The organism is Jiella soli (assembly GCF_020615385.1).
GTDB lineage: Bacteria > Pseudomonadota > Alphaproteobacteria > Rhizobiales > Rhizobiaceae > VKMB-3413.
This window is the reverse complement of sequence record NZ_JAJAVB010000004.1, coordinates 75,133-91,195: the sequence shown is the minus strand read 5'-3', so window position 1 is coordinate 91,195 and position 16,063 is coordinate 75,133. Positions and strand designations below refer to the sequence as shown.

At 68.3% G+C, this 16,063-nt stretch carries 11 protein-coding genes; 4 read left to right on the top strand and 7 right to left on the bottom strand.

Annotated features, from left to right (window positions below; translation table 11 throughout):
• Positions 1 to 100: 100 nt before the first annotated feature.
• Positions 101 to 1,075, top strand: a complete 975-nt coding sequence (locus tag LH400_RS03900) for an ABC transporter substrate-binding protein (RefSeq protein ID WP_229151455.1) — start codon at positions 101 to 103, stop codon at positions 1,073 to 1,075.
• 10 nt (positions 1,076 to 1,085) lie between these two features.
• A complete protein-coding gene (locus LH400_RS03895; RefSeq protein WP_229151347.1) occupies positions 1,086 to 2,786 on the top strand; it encodes an ABC transporter permease in 1,701 nt (566 codons plus the stop codon).
• Positions 2,787 to 2,795: 9 nt separating this feature from the next.
• Here LH400_RS03895 and LH400_RS03890 read toward each other — a convergent pair whose 3' ends face one another.
• The 3 genes from LH400_RS03890 to dapA form a co-directional block, all read right to left on the bottom strand.
• Positions 2,796 to 3,860 carry an ABC transporter ATP-binding protein gene (locus tag LH400_RS03890; protein WP_229151346.1) on the bottom strand — a complete coding sequence of 355 codons (1,065 nt, stop codon included), beginning with the start codon at positions 3,858 to 3,860 and terminating at the stop codon, positions 2,796 to 2,798.
• Between the two features lie 140 nt (positions 3,861 to 4,000).
• The gene (gene smpB / locus LH400_RS03885) at positions 4,001 to 4,471 is read right to left on the bottom strand and encodes an SsrA-binding protein SmpB (RefSeq protein ID WP_229151345.1); all 471 of its coding nucleotides are present in this window, start codon (positions 4,469 to 4,471) and stop codon (positions 4,001 to 4,003) included.
• Positions 4,472 to 4,575: 104 nt separating this feature from the next.
• Positions 4,576 to 5,457, bottom strand: a complete 882-nt coding sequence (gene dapA / locus LH400_RS03880) for a 4-hydroxy-tetrahydrodipicolinate synthase (RefSeq protein ID WP_229151454.1) — start codon at positions 5,455 to 5,457, stop codon at positions 4,576 to 4,578.
• A 299-nt stretch (positions 5,458 to 5,756) separates the two neighbouring features.
• Between dapA and LH400_RS03875 the strand changes: the two genes are divergently transcribed.
• Both LH400_RS03875 and LH400_RS03870 read left to right on the top strand, forming a co-directional pair.
• Entirely contained in the window at positions 5,757 to 7,955 is a 2,199-nt protein-coding gene (locus LH400_RS03875; protein ID WP_229151344.1) for a lytic transglycosylase domain-containing protein, read from the top strand.
• A 75-nt stretch (positions 7,956 to 8,030) separates the two neighbouring features.
• The gene (locus LH400_RS03870; protein WP_229151343.1) at positions 8,031 to 8,918 is read left to right on the top strand and encodes an alpha/beta fold hydrolase; all 888 of its coding nucleotides are present in this window, start codon (positions 8,031 to 8,033) and stop codon (positions 8,916 to 8,918) included.
• On the opposite strand, the gene LH400_RS03865 is transcribed toward LH400_RS03870, so the two are convergent.
• The 4 genes from LH400_RS03865 to LH400_RS03850 form a co-directional block, all read right to left on the bottom strand.
• On the bottom strand, positions 8,915 to 10,054 hold the full coding sequence (locus tag LH400_RS03865) for a helix-hairpin-helix domain-containing protein (protein ID WP_229151342.1): 1,140 nt from the start codon (positions 10,052 to 10,054) through the stop codon (positions 8,915 to 8,917). The two genes, LH400_RS03870 and LH400_RS03865, sit on opposite strands and share 4 nt — an antisense overlap.
• Before the next feature lie 403 nt (positions 10,055 to 10,457).
• A complete protein-coding gene (locus tag LH400_RS03860; protein ID WP_229151341.1) occupies positions 10,458 to 11,720 on the bottom strand; it encodes a porin in 1,263 nt (420 codons plus the stop codon).
• 394 nt (positions 11,721 to 12,114) lie between these two features.
• Positions 12,115 to 14,763, bottom strand: coding sequence for an AAA family ATPase (locus LH400_RS03855; RefSeq protein WP_229151340.1), 2,649 nt, complete (start codon positions 14,761 to 14,763; stop codon positions 12,115 to 12,117).
• A 21-nt stretch (positions 14,764 to 14,784) separates the two neighbouring features.
• Positions 14,785 to 15,918 carry a metallophosphoesterase family protein gene (locus LH400_RS03850; protein WP_229151339.1) on the bottom strand — a complete coding sequence of 378 codons (1,134 nt, stop codon included), beginning with the start codon at positions 15,916 to 15,918 and terminating at the stop codon, positions 14,785 to 14,787.
• Between the last annotated feature and the right edge of the window lie 145 nt (positions 15,919 to 16,063).

Here is a 16,063-nt window from a genome sequence, read left to right as displayed (position 1 = left end):
CATCAGACTGTCACGGGCTGCACGTTAGCCATGGCGCTCCTCGCCGGGGGCTGACGCCTCCCCAAACGAACCCGACGATCCAACACAGGAGTCCGCGATGATCCGCACCCTCGCGCTCGCGATCGCCCTTGCCGGGCTGTCCGCCCTACCCGCCGCCGCCGCCGATGGCACGCTCGTTCTGTATACGAGCCAGCCGAACGAGGACGCGCAGAAGACCGTCGACGCCTTCAAGGCGAAGAATCCGGGCATCGACGTGCAGTGGGTCCGCGACGGCACCACCAAGATGATGGCCAAGCTGCAGGCCGAGTTCGCCGCCGGCAATCCGCAGCCCGACGTCCTCCTCATCGCCGACAGCGTCACCATGGCCGGGCTGAAGCGCGACGACCGCCTGATGGCCTATCCCGGCGCCGACACGACCGGCTACGAGGACGGTCTCTTCGACAAGGACAAGACTTGGTTCTCGACCAAGCTGATCACCACCGGCATCGTGAACAACACGCGCTCCGAGATTACGCCGTCCTCCTGGAAGGACCTCACCAAGCCGGAGGCCAAGGGCCAGGTGACGATGCCGAGCCCGCTGACCTCGGGCGCTGCGCTCGTCCATGTCGCGACGCTGGTCCAGAACCCCGACTTCGGCTGGGACTACATCCAGGCCCTGGCCGAGAACGGCGCGACCGCCTCCGGCGGCAATGGCGGCGTCTTCAAGGCGGTCGCCGGCGGGGAGAAGGCCTATGGCGTCGTCGTCGACTTCCTGCCGATCCGCGAATCGGCCAAGGGCGCGCCGGTGAACTTCACCTTCCCGACCGAGGGCGTCTCGGCGGTGACCGAGCCGGTCGCGATCCTGAAGACCGCCAAGAACCCGGAGGCCGCCAAGGCTTTCGTCGACTTCCTCATCTCCGAGGGCGGACAGAAGCTCGCGTCCGACATGGGCTATCTGCCGGCCCGCGAGGGGATCGCGCCGCCGGAGGGCTTTCCCTCGCGCGACAAGATCAAGCTGATGCCCTTCGATCCCGATCAAGCACTGAAGAACGAAGAGGAGAACAAGAAGCGCTTCTCCGAGATCTTCGGCGGCTGACCGGGCGCACTTGTTCGCAGTCTTTTCCAAACGTGCGAATGGCGAGAGCGTCGCTCTCGCCATTCTCGTCCTGTTCGTCGCGGCCCTCAGCGCGCTGCCGGTCGGTCGGCTGATCCTGGAGGCGGTCGCGCCTGCCGGCCGCTTCGATCTCTCCGTCATGGCCGCGGTCCTGTCGGCCGGCTCGACATGGACCGCCGCCTGGCATTCGCTGGTCACCGCCACCGTCGGGACAGCGATCTCGCTTGTCCTCGGAACCTTCTTCGCGCTCCTCGTCGCGCTGACCGACATGCGCGGCAAGCCGGTGCTGGTCTTTTCCTTCCTCCTGCCGCTGATGATCCCGCCGCAGGTGACGGCGCTCTCCTGGGCGCAGCTCTTCGGCCCGGCGAGCCCGCTCCTCATCACGCTCGGCCTCGCCCCGCCACTCGGGAGCCCGAACCCGATCTACAGCCCCGGCGGGATCATCCTCCTCCTCGGCATCCAGCACGCCCCGCTGGTCTTCCTCACCGTGCGCGCCGGCCTCAGATCGCTGCCGCGCGAGATGATCGAGGCGGCGCGCTCCTGCGGCGGCGGCCGGCTTTCCGTGCTCTCCACCATCGTCCTGCCGATGATGACGCCGCCGCTCGTCGCCGGCGCGGCGCTCGCCTATGTCTCGGCCATCGGCAATTTCGGCATTCCGGCCCTGCTCGGCATTCCCGCCGGCTACACCGTGCTGCCGACCCTCATCTATGAGCGGCTGGCGAGCTTCGGCCCGTCGATCATCTCCGACGTCGCGGTCCTGTCGATCCTCGTCGGCGCGCTCGCGGTCCTCGGATTCGCCGTCCAGTCGCTGCTGGTCGGGCGCCGCGACTACCGCACGACAGGCGCCCCGTCGCAGGCCCTGAGCTATCCGCTCGGCCGTGCCCGACCCTTCGTCGAGGCCGGCGCCTGGGCGATCATCGTCCTCATCCTCGTCGTCCCGCTCATCGCACTCCTTGCCACCTCGCTGGTCAGCGCCTATGGAGTCGCCCTTTCTCAGAAGACGGTGACGCTGGCGAATTACGCCGAAGTCCTGTTCCGCCAGGACGCGACGGTCCGGGCCTTCCGGAACTCGTTCCTCCTCGCCGGCGGCGCCTCGGCTCTCCTGATGATCGTCGCCGTGCCCTTCGCCGCCTTTGTCGTCTGGCGGCCGAGCCGGCTCCTGCGCGGCCTCGCCATGCTCGCCGAAGTGCCCTACGCCCTGCCCGGCATCGTCCTCGGCATCGCCGCGATCCTGATCTTCATCATGCCGCTGCCCTTCGTCGGGATCAGCCTCTACAACACGATCTGGATCATCTTCTTCGCCTATCTCGCGCGCTTTCTCACGCTGTCGCTGCGGCCGGTCATCGGCGCGGTCCAGCAGACCGATCCGGCCCTCGAGGAAGCCGCGCGGATGACCGGCGCCGGCTATCTCTTCCGGCTGCGCACCGTGCTCTACCCGCTGCTCGCGCCCGCCGCGGCGGCCGGAGCGATCCTCACCTTCATGACCAGCTTCAACGAGCTGACCGTCTCCGCGCTGCTGTGGTCGGCCGGCAACGAGACGCTCGGCGTCGTCGTCTTCAACCTCGACGACGGCGGCTACACCGTGCTCGCCTCGGCGGTTGCCGCGGTGACCGTGGCGGTGATCGTCGCGATCATGGGCGTCACCGCGCTGTTCGCGAGACGGCTCCCGCGCGGCGTCCTGCCCTGGCTGTGATCCGCCCGCTCAGGCGATCAGCCAGCCGTCATGGATCTGGAGGTCCAGGCGCTCGCGCGGCCTGAGGCCGACCGCGACATTGGCTTCCAGCAGCAAGTCGCCGGCGCCGTCCTTCGGCGCGACGGAGACGGCGAAATGCCCGCCGCGAAACACCGAGCGATGCACGATTGTCTCGATCGCCGCACCGCCATTCAGCCCATTGGCGGGCGCGAGATCCTTCGCCCTGAGACTGAGGCGCACGGGTCCGGGCCCGAGCCCGGCCGGCCCGCGCACCGTCGCGCGCGCACCGAGCGTGTCGACGCGGTAAAGCCCGTCCCCGGCCGCCTCGATCAGCATCGCCGGCACGACCTGGCCGCCGCCGATGAATCGTGCGACCGCCTCGCTGGCGGGGCGCGCATAGAGTTCCGTCGGCGCATCGCACTGGACGATCCGGCCCCGTTCCATCACTGCGACCCGGTCGGCGAGCGCCATCGCCTCGGCCTGGTCGTGGGTGACGTAGACCATGGTCGCGCCGGTGCGCTCGTGGAAGCTGCGGAAGGTCTCCTCCATCGAGGCCCTCAGCGCGACGTCGAGATTGGCGAGCGGCTCGTCGAGAAGGACGATCCGCGGCTCCATGACGAGGCAACGCGCGAGCGCGACGCGCTGACGCTGACCGCCGGACAGGTCCGCGGGCCGGCGGTCGGCAAAGCCGCCGAGGTCGACGCTTCCCAGCGCCTCGGCCACCTTGCGGTCGCGGTCGGCGCGCGAGACGCCGCGCACCCTCAGCGGGTAGCCGACATTCTGCGCGACGCTCATATGCGGCCACAGCGCGTAGGACTGGAAGACGATCGCGACATTGCGCCGTTCCGGCGGCATGTGCCGGCCGGGGCCGGAAAAGAGGTCCGGGCCGACCGAGATCGCGCCCTCGCTCAGCGCCTCGAATCCCGCGATCAGCCTAAGGAGCGTAGTCTTGCCGCAGCCCGATGGCCCCAGCAGCGCGACGAACTCGCCCTTGGCGACGTCCAGCGAGACCGCGTTCACCGCGGCGGTCTCGCCGAACCGCTTGGTCACCTGTTCAAGGCGCAGTCCATCCATCCCGCTCACCCCCTCTCCGGCGCTCCCGACGCCGATCGGCCGCGACGCGAATCGATCGCGCAGCCGTCGGGAGACCGCGGCATCTGCCACCAGATCGATGTCAGCCGTTCGACAGGCACGGGCAACGCCGATCTCCCGCCTCACCCCTGCTTCAGAAGCCGCTGCTTCTGCCGGTTCCAGTCGCGCTCCTTGATGGTCTGGCGCTTGTCGGGCGCGTTCTTGCCCTTGGCCAGAGCAAGGAGGAGCTTAGCCGTGCCCTTGTCGTTGAAGTAGATCCTGAGCGGGACGAGCGTCATTCCGTCCTTCTGCACGGCGCCCGCGAGCTTTGCGAGCTGCGAACGGTGGACGAGGATCTTCCGGCGGCGCTTCGGATTGTGGTTGAAGCGGTTGGCCTGGAGATATTCCGGCAGGTTGGAGTTGATCAGCCAGAGCTCGCCGCCCTCTTCGGTCGCATAGGATTCGGCGATCGAGGCCTTGCCGCCGCGCAGCGACTTCACCTCGGTGCCGGTGAGCACGAGGCCAGCCTCCAGCGTGTCGACGATCTCGTAGTTGAACCGGGCCTTGCGGTTCTCCGCCGCGACATTGGAGTCCGGGGCTTTCTTCTTGGCCATTCACTCTCCTGCACGCGCTCAAGCCATTCGGCCGCGCGTGCCCTTTCTCGCGATCATCGGACGTCGGGCTGGGCCTCTCAAGATGCGCATGCCCGGCCGGAAATTCAATTGAGGAGGCCGGCGTGGCGAAGCGCTGCGTCGATCGCCTCTTCCGTCGACGGATCGACGGTCACCAGCGGCGAACGCACCGAGTTGCGCGCCTTGCCGAGCTTCGACAGCGCATATTTCACGCCGGTCGGATTGGGCTCGATGAACAGCGCCTTGTGGAGCGGCATCAGCCGGTCCTGACAGGCGAGCGCCTTGGCGTAATCGCCGGCCGCGCAGGCAGCCTGCATGTCGGCGCAAAGGCGCGGCGCCACATTGGCCGTGACCGAGATGCAGCCATGCCCGCCATGGGCGTTGAAGCCGAGCGCGGTGGCGTCCTCGCCGGAAAGCTGGATGAAGCCCTCGCCGCAGGTCTGGCGCTGCTCGGAGACCCGGTCGACCTTGGCCGTGGCGTCCTTGACCCCGACGATATTGGCAAAGTCCGCAGCAAGCCGGCCCATCGTCTCCGGCGTCATGTCGATCACCGAGCGGCCGGGAATGTTGTAGATCAGGATCGGCAGCGAGACCGCCTTGGCGATCGCCGAGAAGTGGGCGTAGAGCCCTTTCTGGTTCGGCTTGTTGTAATAGGGCGTGACGACGAGCAGGCCGTCGGCGCCGGCCTTCTCGGCGAAGCGGGCGAGATCGATCGCCTCTTCCGTATTGTTCGAACCCGCGCCCGCGATCACCGGCACCCGGCCCGCCGTCGCCTTCACGCAGATCTCGACGACGCGCTTGTGCTCGTCATGCGTGAGCGTCGGGCTCTCGCCGGTGGTTCCGACCGGCACCACCCCGCTCGATCCTTCCGCGATCTGCCAGGCGACGAACTCCGCGAAGGTCTCTTCCGCGAGCGAGCCATCCTCCGAGAACGGCGTGATCAGCGCCGGTATCGAACCCTTGAACATCGTTTCCATGACTCCCAAACTCCCGGAATGCGCGCCTTATCCCGGAAGCACACCCCGCTCAAGGTCGGGATCCATTGCATCGCCGGGCCGCCGGCCTCAAACTGGCCACCAGAGCGGGGCACATTATTGAAGCCCCTGAGGCGACACAAGCGGGGCGCGGCCGATGCAGGCGGCCGATACAGAAGGCCGGAGCCGAGCGGTAACGGCGCCTTAATCGCAGATGTGAGAGATTGGGAAACCATTCCGGCAGATGGCTGCCGGACGTATAGACTTTCCACTGACCCTCCGAAAGGTTGGCCATGACAGGACATAAGCGCGCTCGCCGGATCGTCACCGCCGTGGTCGCCGCGTCGATGCTGCCCGGCATCGTTTTCGCGGACGAGATCCCGGTGCTGCCGGCGACCGGCCCGATTCCGACCGCGCGCCCGTCTACGGGCGATGCGGCTGTTTCGCTGGATACGAGGCGGTTCGGTGGACCGGTCGCCGTGCCGCAGGCCAACCCGTTCCTGTCTTCGGCCGGCCAGCAACGCGCGGCGGCTCCCGCCACCAGCACCGCCTTCACCGCATCGATCGCGGCGATGCCGCGGGTGAATGCGTCGGTGCGCCCGCAGGACGGCGTGCTCAAGGACGGCCTGCAGGCCCTGTCGGACAACAATCCCGACAAGGCGCGGGCCATTCGCGAAGGGATGATGCCGGGTTCGCTCGACCGCGAGATCCTGACCTGGGCGATCGCGCTCTCCGGCGGGTCGCGGGTTCCGGCCGCCGACATCGCGTCCGCCGCCCGTCAGCTCAAGGGCTGGCCCGGACTGAAGGACCTCAGGGTCAACAGCGAGCGCGCGCTCTACCAGGAGGACCGCCCGGCCGCCGAAGTCATCGGCGCGTTTAACGGGAGCGCGCCCGAAAGCCCGCGCGGCGCGATGGCACTAGCCCGCGCCTATATCGGAGTCGGCGAGGTCGGCCGCGCAAGCCGCCTCATCTCCGCCGTCTGGCGCAAGGAAGACCTCGACCGTTCGACGGAGAGCGAACTCCTCAAGGTCTTCGGGACGCTGCTCACCCGCGCCGATCACAAATACCGCATGGACAGGCTGCTCTATGCCGAGCGGGTCAGCGATGCGAGCCGGGTCGCCGACCTCGCTGGCGCGACGGCGCTCTACCGGGCCCGGGCGGCCGTGATCCGCAACGAGGCGAGCGCGGCCAAGCTGATCAACGCCGTGCCTGCGGCCCAGCGCTCCGATCCGAGCTTCCAGCTCGCCCTCGTCGAGTATTACCGCAAGCACCACAAGACCGACGATGCGGCATCGATCCTGCTGAGCGCTCCGACCGATCCGGCAGCGCTCATCGATCCCGACGCCTGGTGGAACGAGCGGCGGATCGTCGCCCGCGACCTTCTGGATCTCAATCAGCCGAAACTCGCCTACCGGGTCGCCGCCCGCCATTCGGTGGAGACCGGAAGCGAGGCCGTCGAAGCCGAGTTCCATGCCGGCTGGATCGCGCTGCGCTTCCTGAATGATCCGAGAACGGCGCTCGCGCACTTCGCCAGGATCGTCAAGCTGTCGAACATGCCGCTGTCCCTGTCGCGCGGCTATTACTGGCTGGGCCGCGCCGCCGAGGCCGCCGGCTCCCGCGATGCCGGCACCTATTACACGCGGGCGGCGCATTACGGTGCGACCTATTACGGCCAGCTTGCCGCCGCCCGTCTCGGCCGCAGACCCGACGCGATCGTCTTTCCCGAACCGTCATCGGCGGAGCGGCAGCGCTTCGCCAGCCGGCCCGCCGTCAGGGCCATCCAGCGGCTCGAGGAGATCGGCTCCGACTGGCGCGCCGACATCCTCTACAAGGATCTTGCCGAGGAGCTCGACAGCCCTGGCGAACTCGCCCTCCTCTCGGTCATGGCGGAGCGCCGCGGAGACCACCACCTCGCTCTCAGGGTCGGCAAGATCGCCTATTGGCGCGGCATCGACGCGCCGGCCCTCGCCTTCCCGATCGGCGTGATCCCGAGCGACGCCAACATCTCGGCCGCCGGAAAGGCGCTCGCCTATGCGATCGCCCGCCAGGAAAGCGCCTTCAATCCGCGTGCGCGCTCGTCGGCGGGCGCGCTCGGCCTGCTCCAGCTGATGCCCGGCACCGCCCGAAACATGGCGCGCAAGGTGGGCGTCTCCTACTCGCCGGACCGGCTGACCTCGGACCCCGGCTACAACGCCATGCTCGGCGCGCAATATCTCGGCGAGCAGATCGACAATTTCGCCGGCTCGTACGTCCTGACTTTCGCCGCCTATAATGCCGGTCCGCGCCGGGCGCGCGAATGGATTGACCGGTTCGGCGATCCGCGCGGCAAGTCGCTGGAAGACGTGGTCGACTGGGTCGAGCGCATCCCGTTCACGGAGACCCGCAACTATGTGCAGCGCGTGCTCGAGAACTACGAGGTCTACAAGATCCGTCTGGGTGCCGGTTTCGACGTCGTGCGCGACCTCAGATTCGGGCGGGCGAACGGCTCCTGAGGCGCTTCACTCGCCTACGCCGCGCATGACCGGCGCGAGAGGCGGCACCCCCTCCTGCACAGGCCTAGTGAGGTCATGAGCGATCCGGCGTTCCAGGACATCCGCTACCGCAATGACGGTCTGGAACTTGCTGGGCGGCTCTATGGATCGCCGGATGAGTCCCGCCTGCCGCTGGTCTGCCTCTCGGGGCTGACGCGCAACGCCCGCGATTTTCATCCGCTGGCCGCGTTGATCCGCTCAGGGAACAGCAAGCGGGCGGTCGTGGCCTTCGACTATCGCGGTCGTGGACGCTCCGATCACGCGGAAGGCCCGGACGCCTACACCATTCCGGCCGAGGCCGGGGATATCGCCGCCGGGCTCGACCATCTCGGGATCGGCCGGGCGATCTTCCTCGGCACCTCCCGCGGCGCGCTCGTCATCCAGATGCTGGCGGCCGTCCGCCCCGACCTCATCGCCGGCGCGATCTTCAACGATGCCGGGCCGCGCCTCGAGCCGGACGGCCTGAGGCTCATCCGCGACACCGTCGGCCGCATCGAATCATTTCCGGACTGGCAATCCGCCGTCAATGCGGTCGAAAGCGCCAATGCGCGCACGTTTCCGATTGTCCGCCGTCCCGACTTCGAGCGCTTCGCGCGCGCGGGCTTCGCCGAAAGGGACGGCAGGATCGTCGGCGACTATGATTCGCGTCTGCTCGAACCGCTTCGGACGCTGGACCTTGAGGCGGACCTGCCGGAACTCTGGGATCTCTTCGCTCTGCTCCGCGAGGTGCCGCTGCTCGTCATCCGCGGCGAATTCTCGACGCTGTTCGCCGCCGCGACGGTCGAGCGCATGCACCGCGAGCATCGAGAGATGCAGAGCCTGCTCGCAATCGGTCAGGGCCATGCGCCCATGCTGGAAGTCGGAGGGCTCGCCGACCGGATCGACGCCTTCCTGGCGATGGTGGACGAGCGCTCCCGCCCCTAAGAGGTCCGGTCAGCCCGCCCCTCCGCCTCGAGCGTCTTTGCCTGATCGACCCAGCGCTCTTCGGCGATTCGGCCGGAAAAGCCGAGCTTGTCGTCCAGCCACCGCGCTTCCGCTTCGCCGAGCGCGGCGATCTGATCGTAGTGGAAGATGCCGAGATCATGCAGAAGCCGCTCGATCGCGGGACCGATCCCGGCGATGCGCGTCAGATCGTCCGGCGTTCCGCCTCGCGGATGGTCCCGGCGTTGCGGCTCGCGAGCCTCCCGCTCCGGGCCGCCGGAAGCGGCGTCCCCGCTTCGGCCCGCGCCGCCTTCGTCCGCCGTCTGCGGTGCGCCTATGACCGGGCCGCTGACGCCGCTGACCCGAAAGCTCGCGGCTGCGGGCTCGCCGGCAGGAGGTCCGTCGGCCTGGGGGTCACCGGCCGTGCCGGACGGCTTGGACTGCTCGGCCCCGGTTTTCGAGGCGTTGAGGCGGCGATAGTCGAGCGTGCGAAAATCCTTGTCGAAGCGCTCCGCCTTGTGCTTCTCCGCCAGCGGATCACTCGGCAGGCCCTTGCGGGCATCGCGTGAAGGCGTAGGCCCGTCGGGATTGGGGGCGCTGATTGCGTGCCGACCCGTTTCGGAACGACGGGAGGACGCACCTCGACCGGCCTCTTGCTGCGGTCCGGAAGGTGACCCCTCTCCCGGCAGCGTCGGCATCATGTCCGGCGCCCTGTCGCTCCGTCCCCTGATGACCTCTGCCGAGATGGTACTGCCGCCAAAGGGCGAGAATTGGGCTTCCTTGACCGGCTCGCATCGCTTGGAGCCGGGCTTGGCCGGGTGCCAGCTCGAATGTTGCCGCGTCCGGCGGCGCCGCTCCGTCTCGCGCTCGGCTTCGTCGCGCGAGAGATTGGCGTAGTCGAGCGTTCGGAAGTCCCGGTCGAATCGCGTCGCCTTGTGCTTTGCCGCGAGCGGATCTTCTGCCGCCCCTTTCGGTCCTTCCGGGACCGGCGCGGTTCGGCTTGCAGCCGCGACCCGGCTCGTCTCCCGCCAGGCTTCGACCGGATGTTCAGGCGGCTCGTCGGTCACGGCCTCAGCGCGCGGTTCGCCATCGGGTGATTGGCCCGGAACAATGGTCTTGGAGGAGCTTTCGTCGGACATCGTCTGCGTCTCCCTTTCCAAGGGGTGACGCGGTGCGGCCGCGTCGGTTCCCTGCCGGGAAGCGATCCTGGGATCGACATCGGCACCTGCGGCTTCACCTAATCCTGTGCTTCCGGGGGGCGGCCCGGTGCCCGCATCGCTCTGCCCGTTCGGCGGCGCGTCCGAGCGATCGGCTCGGTTGCGGTCCGACATCACCTTGCCGAGACCCAAGACACCGCCGGCGACCAGAAGCAATCTTCCCATGACGCGCCACATTCAGGATCTCCGCTCGGCGGGGACGATGGCGTGGAAGCTAGGCGTTTCTGCCGGGACGGCAACTGGGAACGCGGGTTGGACGATCAGAGCAGACGCAAAAAGGGCCCGGCGCGAACGCCAGGCCCCAATTCTTCAGACTGTCGCTCTATTAGAAGGAGCGGACGAAGCGGAGGAAGCCCGCGGTCTGGTCGAACGAGTTGTCGTTCGCCGAGTTGTTGCCGCTGAAGTCGAAGTTGGCGTAGGAAACTTCCGCCAGCATATCGAAGTTCTTCGTGATGTTGTAGCCGACGTTGCCGACCAGCTTGTAGTAGGAGCCGTCGCCGTACTGCACGAAGTTGCCCGCGCCGTTGTACGTGCCGTAGTCGAAGGTCTCGCCATAGGCACCCGCCAGAGCGAAGCCGAGCTTGCCGAACTTCTGGGCGTAGCCGGCGCCGATCTGCCACTCGACCGGGATCGTGCCGGTCAGCGTGTCGTTCTGGATACCCAGGGTCGCGACGTTGTTGAAGATACCGATCGTCGAGTAGGACGACGGATCGAAGGCGTACGAACCCTCAACCTTCAGCTCGGAGTCGGTCGCGATCAGGTCCTTGAGCGACAGAGCGCCCTTCAGAGCGAACGCGCCATCGTCGTCGCTGTTGCCGTAGGTCGCGGTCGAGAAGGCGGTGTTGTAGCTGTAGAAGTAGCCGCTGCCGTAGTCGACGAAGCCGTCCGGCAGGAGGCCGTTGCGCTGCTGCTCGTCATAAGAAGCAGCGATGTAAGCGTAACCCCAACCACCCTCGTACTTCAGGAGGCCGACGGCGTCCGGAGCGAAGTCACCGGTCCCATCGTCTTCGAGCGACAGAGCCGCCGAGAAGCCGTTGTCGGCATAGGTGTAGGAGACCCGGTTCAGCTGATAGTCGCCAACCGCGAGGTCGGTATCCGTCAGCAGGCCGTCGTCCTGGGTCCACAGGCTGTCGGTGTAGCCCATGGTCAGGCCGCCGAGCTGCAGGTAACCCTGGTCCATCGCGTAGACCTGGTCGGCGGAGTAGGCACCGAAGGTGTTGGTCGCCTGGATACGAGCGAAGGCGCGCAGGGTGCCGAGCTCGGTCTCTTCGCGGGCATCGAAGTTCAGACGGACGCGGACCTGCGAACCAGCCTGGTAGTCGTCGCCTTCGGAGTTGGTGACGTAACGGTTACCGAAGTCATCCTCGACCGAGCCAGCAACGTTGTACTGGAACCGGACGTAGCCGCTGATCGAGAGGCAGGTCTCGGTGCCCGGGATGTAGTAGAAGCCTGCGCCGTAAACGTCGCAAACCTTGACGTAGTTAGCCGGCTCGGGCTCGGCAACCGGCACGATGACGTCCGCAGCGCGGGCGCCGGAGACTGCGACGAGGGCCGCAGCGGAGCCGAGAAGAAGGCTCTTGATGTTCATGTCCTGACCTCCAGTCAATTTATAGGTTAGGGTTGGGCCTTTTATGAAGGACAGCCTTCCCTGCCCCATCCCCTCTGCGAAAGTCCGAAGCGCTTGGCCCCCGCTTTCTGAAGGCGACATTAGCCAGCAGCGGATTTGATGCAATCGCCTAAATGCCACAATGGCCCCCGTGGGACGCTTTGGTCACACCCGTGTTGCGCCGATGCCACTTTTCCGGTCACCACCCGTTAACCATTTCGCCAAAAGTGCCGGATTTGAAGGGTTTTGACGTCGATCGGCGGGCCGAAGGGGCAGATGGACGGTGTTTCGCGGATGGATTCCCGTCCCGGAGGATGCGCCCGAGGCGACATCCCGCAGATCCCCCGGTTGGTGCGCGCTTTGCTTCGCGGGGACTTCAGAGCCGGAAGATCGGCGCGCCCAGATCGCGGAAGTCGCGTTCGCGGCAGGTGAGCACGATCACCTGCAGGTCGCGCGCCGCGCGCTCGAGGACCCGGTGCATGCGCTCGAGCCGTTTCTCGTCGGTGTTGACTAGCGCATCGTCGAGAATCACCGCCGCGGGATGGCCGCCGGTCTTCAGCACGTGCGCGAGCGCCAGCCGGGTGACCACGGCAACCTGCTCGCGCGCGCCGGCCGACAGCCGCTTGAAGTCCTCGGCGACGCCGGCACGGTGCAGCGCCTTGATCTCCAGCGTTTCCTCGTCGAGCTCGACCTCGCTCTCGGGGTGGATCAGCTTCAGATAGGGCCCCACCCGCGACTTGATCGGACCCAGCCAGTGCTCGCGCGCCTCGCGCTGGGCGCGGACGAGTTCGCCATAGAGCAGCCGCGAGGCGTCGGCCTCCCGTTGCAGGCGGCTGCGGCGGATCTCCAGCGCGTCGATCTCCCCGTCGAGCCCGGTGATCGCCTCGCCGAGGCCCTTGCCGCCTTCGGCCCGCAGTTCGGCTTCGAGCGACAGCACCTCGTCGCGCAGCGCCGTCACCGTCTGATTGATTCGCTTCAGCCCCGCCCGCCGCGCCTCCAGCGCTTCGGCCGCGGCCTTGGGATCGGCGGCCTCGCGTTCGCGCAGGCGCAGCGCCACCAGTTCGGCCTTCGCCGTCCGGTCGGCCTCGGCGCCGGCCACGGCAGCGGCGAGCGCCGCCCGCAGCTCGGCCGATTCGGCGGTATCAAGTTCCGCACGCAGGCGCTCCGCCTCGCCGGCACGATGCGTCACCTCGGCTTCGGCCGTGGCGCGGCGGAGCGCGGCGTCCGAGGCGGCGCGGCGTGCCGCCTCCACGGCGGCGTCCGCCACCTGCAGCGCCTTGCGCGCGCGTTCCAGCCGCTCGCGGATCGCGGCCGGCGGATCCTCGGGGGATACCCCTTCCCCGCCTGCTTCGGCCAGCCGGTCCGCCAGCCGCTCCACGCTGGCCGCAGCCGCATCGCGCGCGGCGACCGCCCGGTCCATCCCATCAGGAATCAGCGCATCGCGGCGCGCGCCGAGCGCACGGATCTCGGCATCGAAGTCCCGGGCACGCTGAAGAGCGGCCCGCCCGGCCTCGACCGATTCCAGCCGGAAGCGTTCGAGCAGGGCGGCGAGCGCCCGCTCGCAAGCCTGATGCTCTTCGGCGAGCACGGCCGCGTCCCCGCCGGGCTCGATCGTCACGAGGCCGAACCCGTCGAGATGGAACTGCGAGCGCTTCGTCACACGATACGCCGTCTCTGCGGCGATCGCGGCCCCGTCCGCGTTCCGGATGGCGCCGCCTGCCGCCTTCGGCGAGAAGGTCACCGCCGGGGCGCCGACGCTGAGGCGCGCCGCGCTCTCGCGGCGTCGTTCCTCCGCCGTCTCGAGCGCCGCCATCGCCTTGGCGTCGAGCGTGATCGCCGCGCGGCTGCGCTGGCGCGCCTTGATCTCTTCGCCCACGGCATTCGCCGCGGCGATGGCTTCGCCGAGCCTTGCGAGCTCTCGCCGTTCGCGCTCGAGTTCATGGCGCAGCCGCCCCGCCTCTTCCGCCCGCTCGGCGGATCGGGCCTCGTCTCGCGCGCGCTCGCGCTCTTCCGTTCTCTCAAGGACCGCCGCTGCGGCCTCGCGCGATTCGGCGTCCACCTCGGCGAAGAGGGTCCGCACCGTTTCGGCCCGTTCCGCCGCCTTCGCCGTCGCCTCGGCCAGGGCGTCGCGCCGGGCGAGCCGGTCGAGCGTGCTCTGGCGAACCGATTCGGAGTGCTTCAGCGCGGCGTCGGCGGCCTGCCATTCGCGGTCCCGCTCGGCCGCCCTGCGGGCCTCCTCCTCGGCCGCCTGAAGCGCCGCCTCTGCCTTGGCGATCGTTTCGGCTTCCTCATAGCCGCCCAGCCGGTGGCGCCGATCCGCAAGACGGTCGAGCTTGTCCTCCAGTTCGCGCAGCGCCGCCGCCTTCTCCGCCCGCTCTTCCCTTGCTGCAGCGAGCCGATCCTCGACCGCCTTCAGCGGCGAGCCGGTCTTTGCCCGAAGCGTGTCCGTGAAGAACCGGTCCTGCAGCGCCTTGGCGCTCGCGGTCAGGGTGCGGCCTCGCTCGCCGCCGAGGATTTGGCCGACCTCGCCTTCGAGCGATGCCGTCAGCGCATCCTTGCCCGCACCGAGATCGAGGCCGGCATTCGAGCGCCCCTGCTCGACCCAGAGCAGGCCAAAGGCGCCCTGGTGTTCGGATAGCTTCGGATCGCCGCGGCCGGGCGGCGAGAAGCGTAAGAGCTCGGCGAGCTTTTCCTCCACCGCATCGCCCGAGATCCGGTTCGCCGCCCAGGCGAGCTCCGCCGAAGGCTTGGAGAGGAAGGCCTTGGCCAGCGAAAAAGCGATCTCACCCAGCTCGAATTCGATCGCGACCGATGGCCGCCCGCTCCCGCCATAGGGCAGAAAGGCCTGCACGGCGGCGCCGGTCGCACGATGCTTCTGGAAGAAGGCGGCGCGCAGCGCTGTGAGAAGCGTCGACTTGCCGACCTCGTTGTCGCCGACGACGATGTTGAGTCCGGGCTCCAGCGCGCCGATCTCGGCGCGGACGAGACCTGCGAAATCGGTGACGGTGAGCGACTTCAGATACATGGCGCCCCTCGTACCATTGTCTCAATTGCCCTCGCCGGCGAGCCGGCGATGTTCGACATAAGCCATCCGGAGCGCGAGCGCGGCCGCCTCCCGCTCCGGATCGGCCGGGTCCGCAGCCTTCTCGCGCAGCCGCTCGATAGCGACGCGCACGAAGCCGGAGACGTCGATCGCGTCGAGATCCTCGACGTCCGGTTCGTCAAAGAGACCGGTGTCATCGACGGCAAGGTCGAAGAGCCGGGCCGTCCACGTTTCGATCAGCGCGTCGAGCGCTACCCGGTCGCGCAGCGACAAGGCACCCGACAACGTCAGCTTGACCAGCGTCTCACCCGGCCGTTCGATCGCCTCCAGCGTCTCCGTCAGCGCACCGGTATCCCCGTCGAGGCGCACGGCGAGCGCGCGCCAGTCGTAACGCGCCGTGCGCACCCGCTCGACCCGCGGCGCCTCGCCCGGCCCGTCGATCTCGACCAGCGCGACATGGCCGGGCTCGTTGGCCGGGTAGCGGTCGGGTTCGGGCGTGCCGGCATAGACGGTCTTTTCCGCGATCTCGACGAAGCCGTGCCAGTCGCCGAGGGCGAGATAGTCGAGCCGCGCCCGCGCCGCCCGGTCGTCGGCGATCGGATTGCCGGACTCGGCGGCCTCCGGCAGGCGGTTGGCGACGGCACCATGGGCAAGGCCGAGGCGGATCGCGCCCGGCGGCGTGGCTTCCTCGTCGAACCAGCCGGTGAGGTCGGCCCCTTCGTGGCGGCGAGTCAGCGGCGCCGGCAGGATTGCGAGGCGCCCATCGCACAAAAAGATCGTCTCCGGCCGGTCGGCGACGACGAGATTGGTGACGCCGAGCCGCTCGGCGAGACGCGAAAGCCTCGTCCAGACGCTGACGGACAGCGCCGCATCGTGATTGCCCGGCAGCATCACCCAGGGGCCGCCGAAGCCCTTCATGGCCTCCAGCGTGCGATTGATCTCGCGATCGGAGACGGTGTTGTCGTCGAAGGCGTCGCCCGCCACCACGACCGCGTCGCAGGACCGCTCGGCCGCCAGCGCCGCGATCCGCGCGACGACGTTGAAGCGCTCGTCGCGCAGCCGGAAGCGCGCTTCCGGCTCGAACCCGCCGAACGGCTTGCCGATCTGCCAGTCGGCCGTGTGCAGAAACCGGATCACCGTCGCTTAACCGCCGCTCGTCCGCCGTTTCGAATCGCCAATCTGTCGGGTCCGCCCTTGCTAACCCATTGAGCGCGCTCCGCAAGGGCGGCTGCGGCGATCCTTGAGTCTTTTCAACGGCTTTCGCGCGGCCAAGATTCTGAAA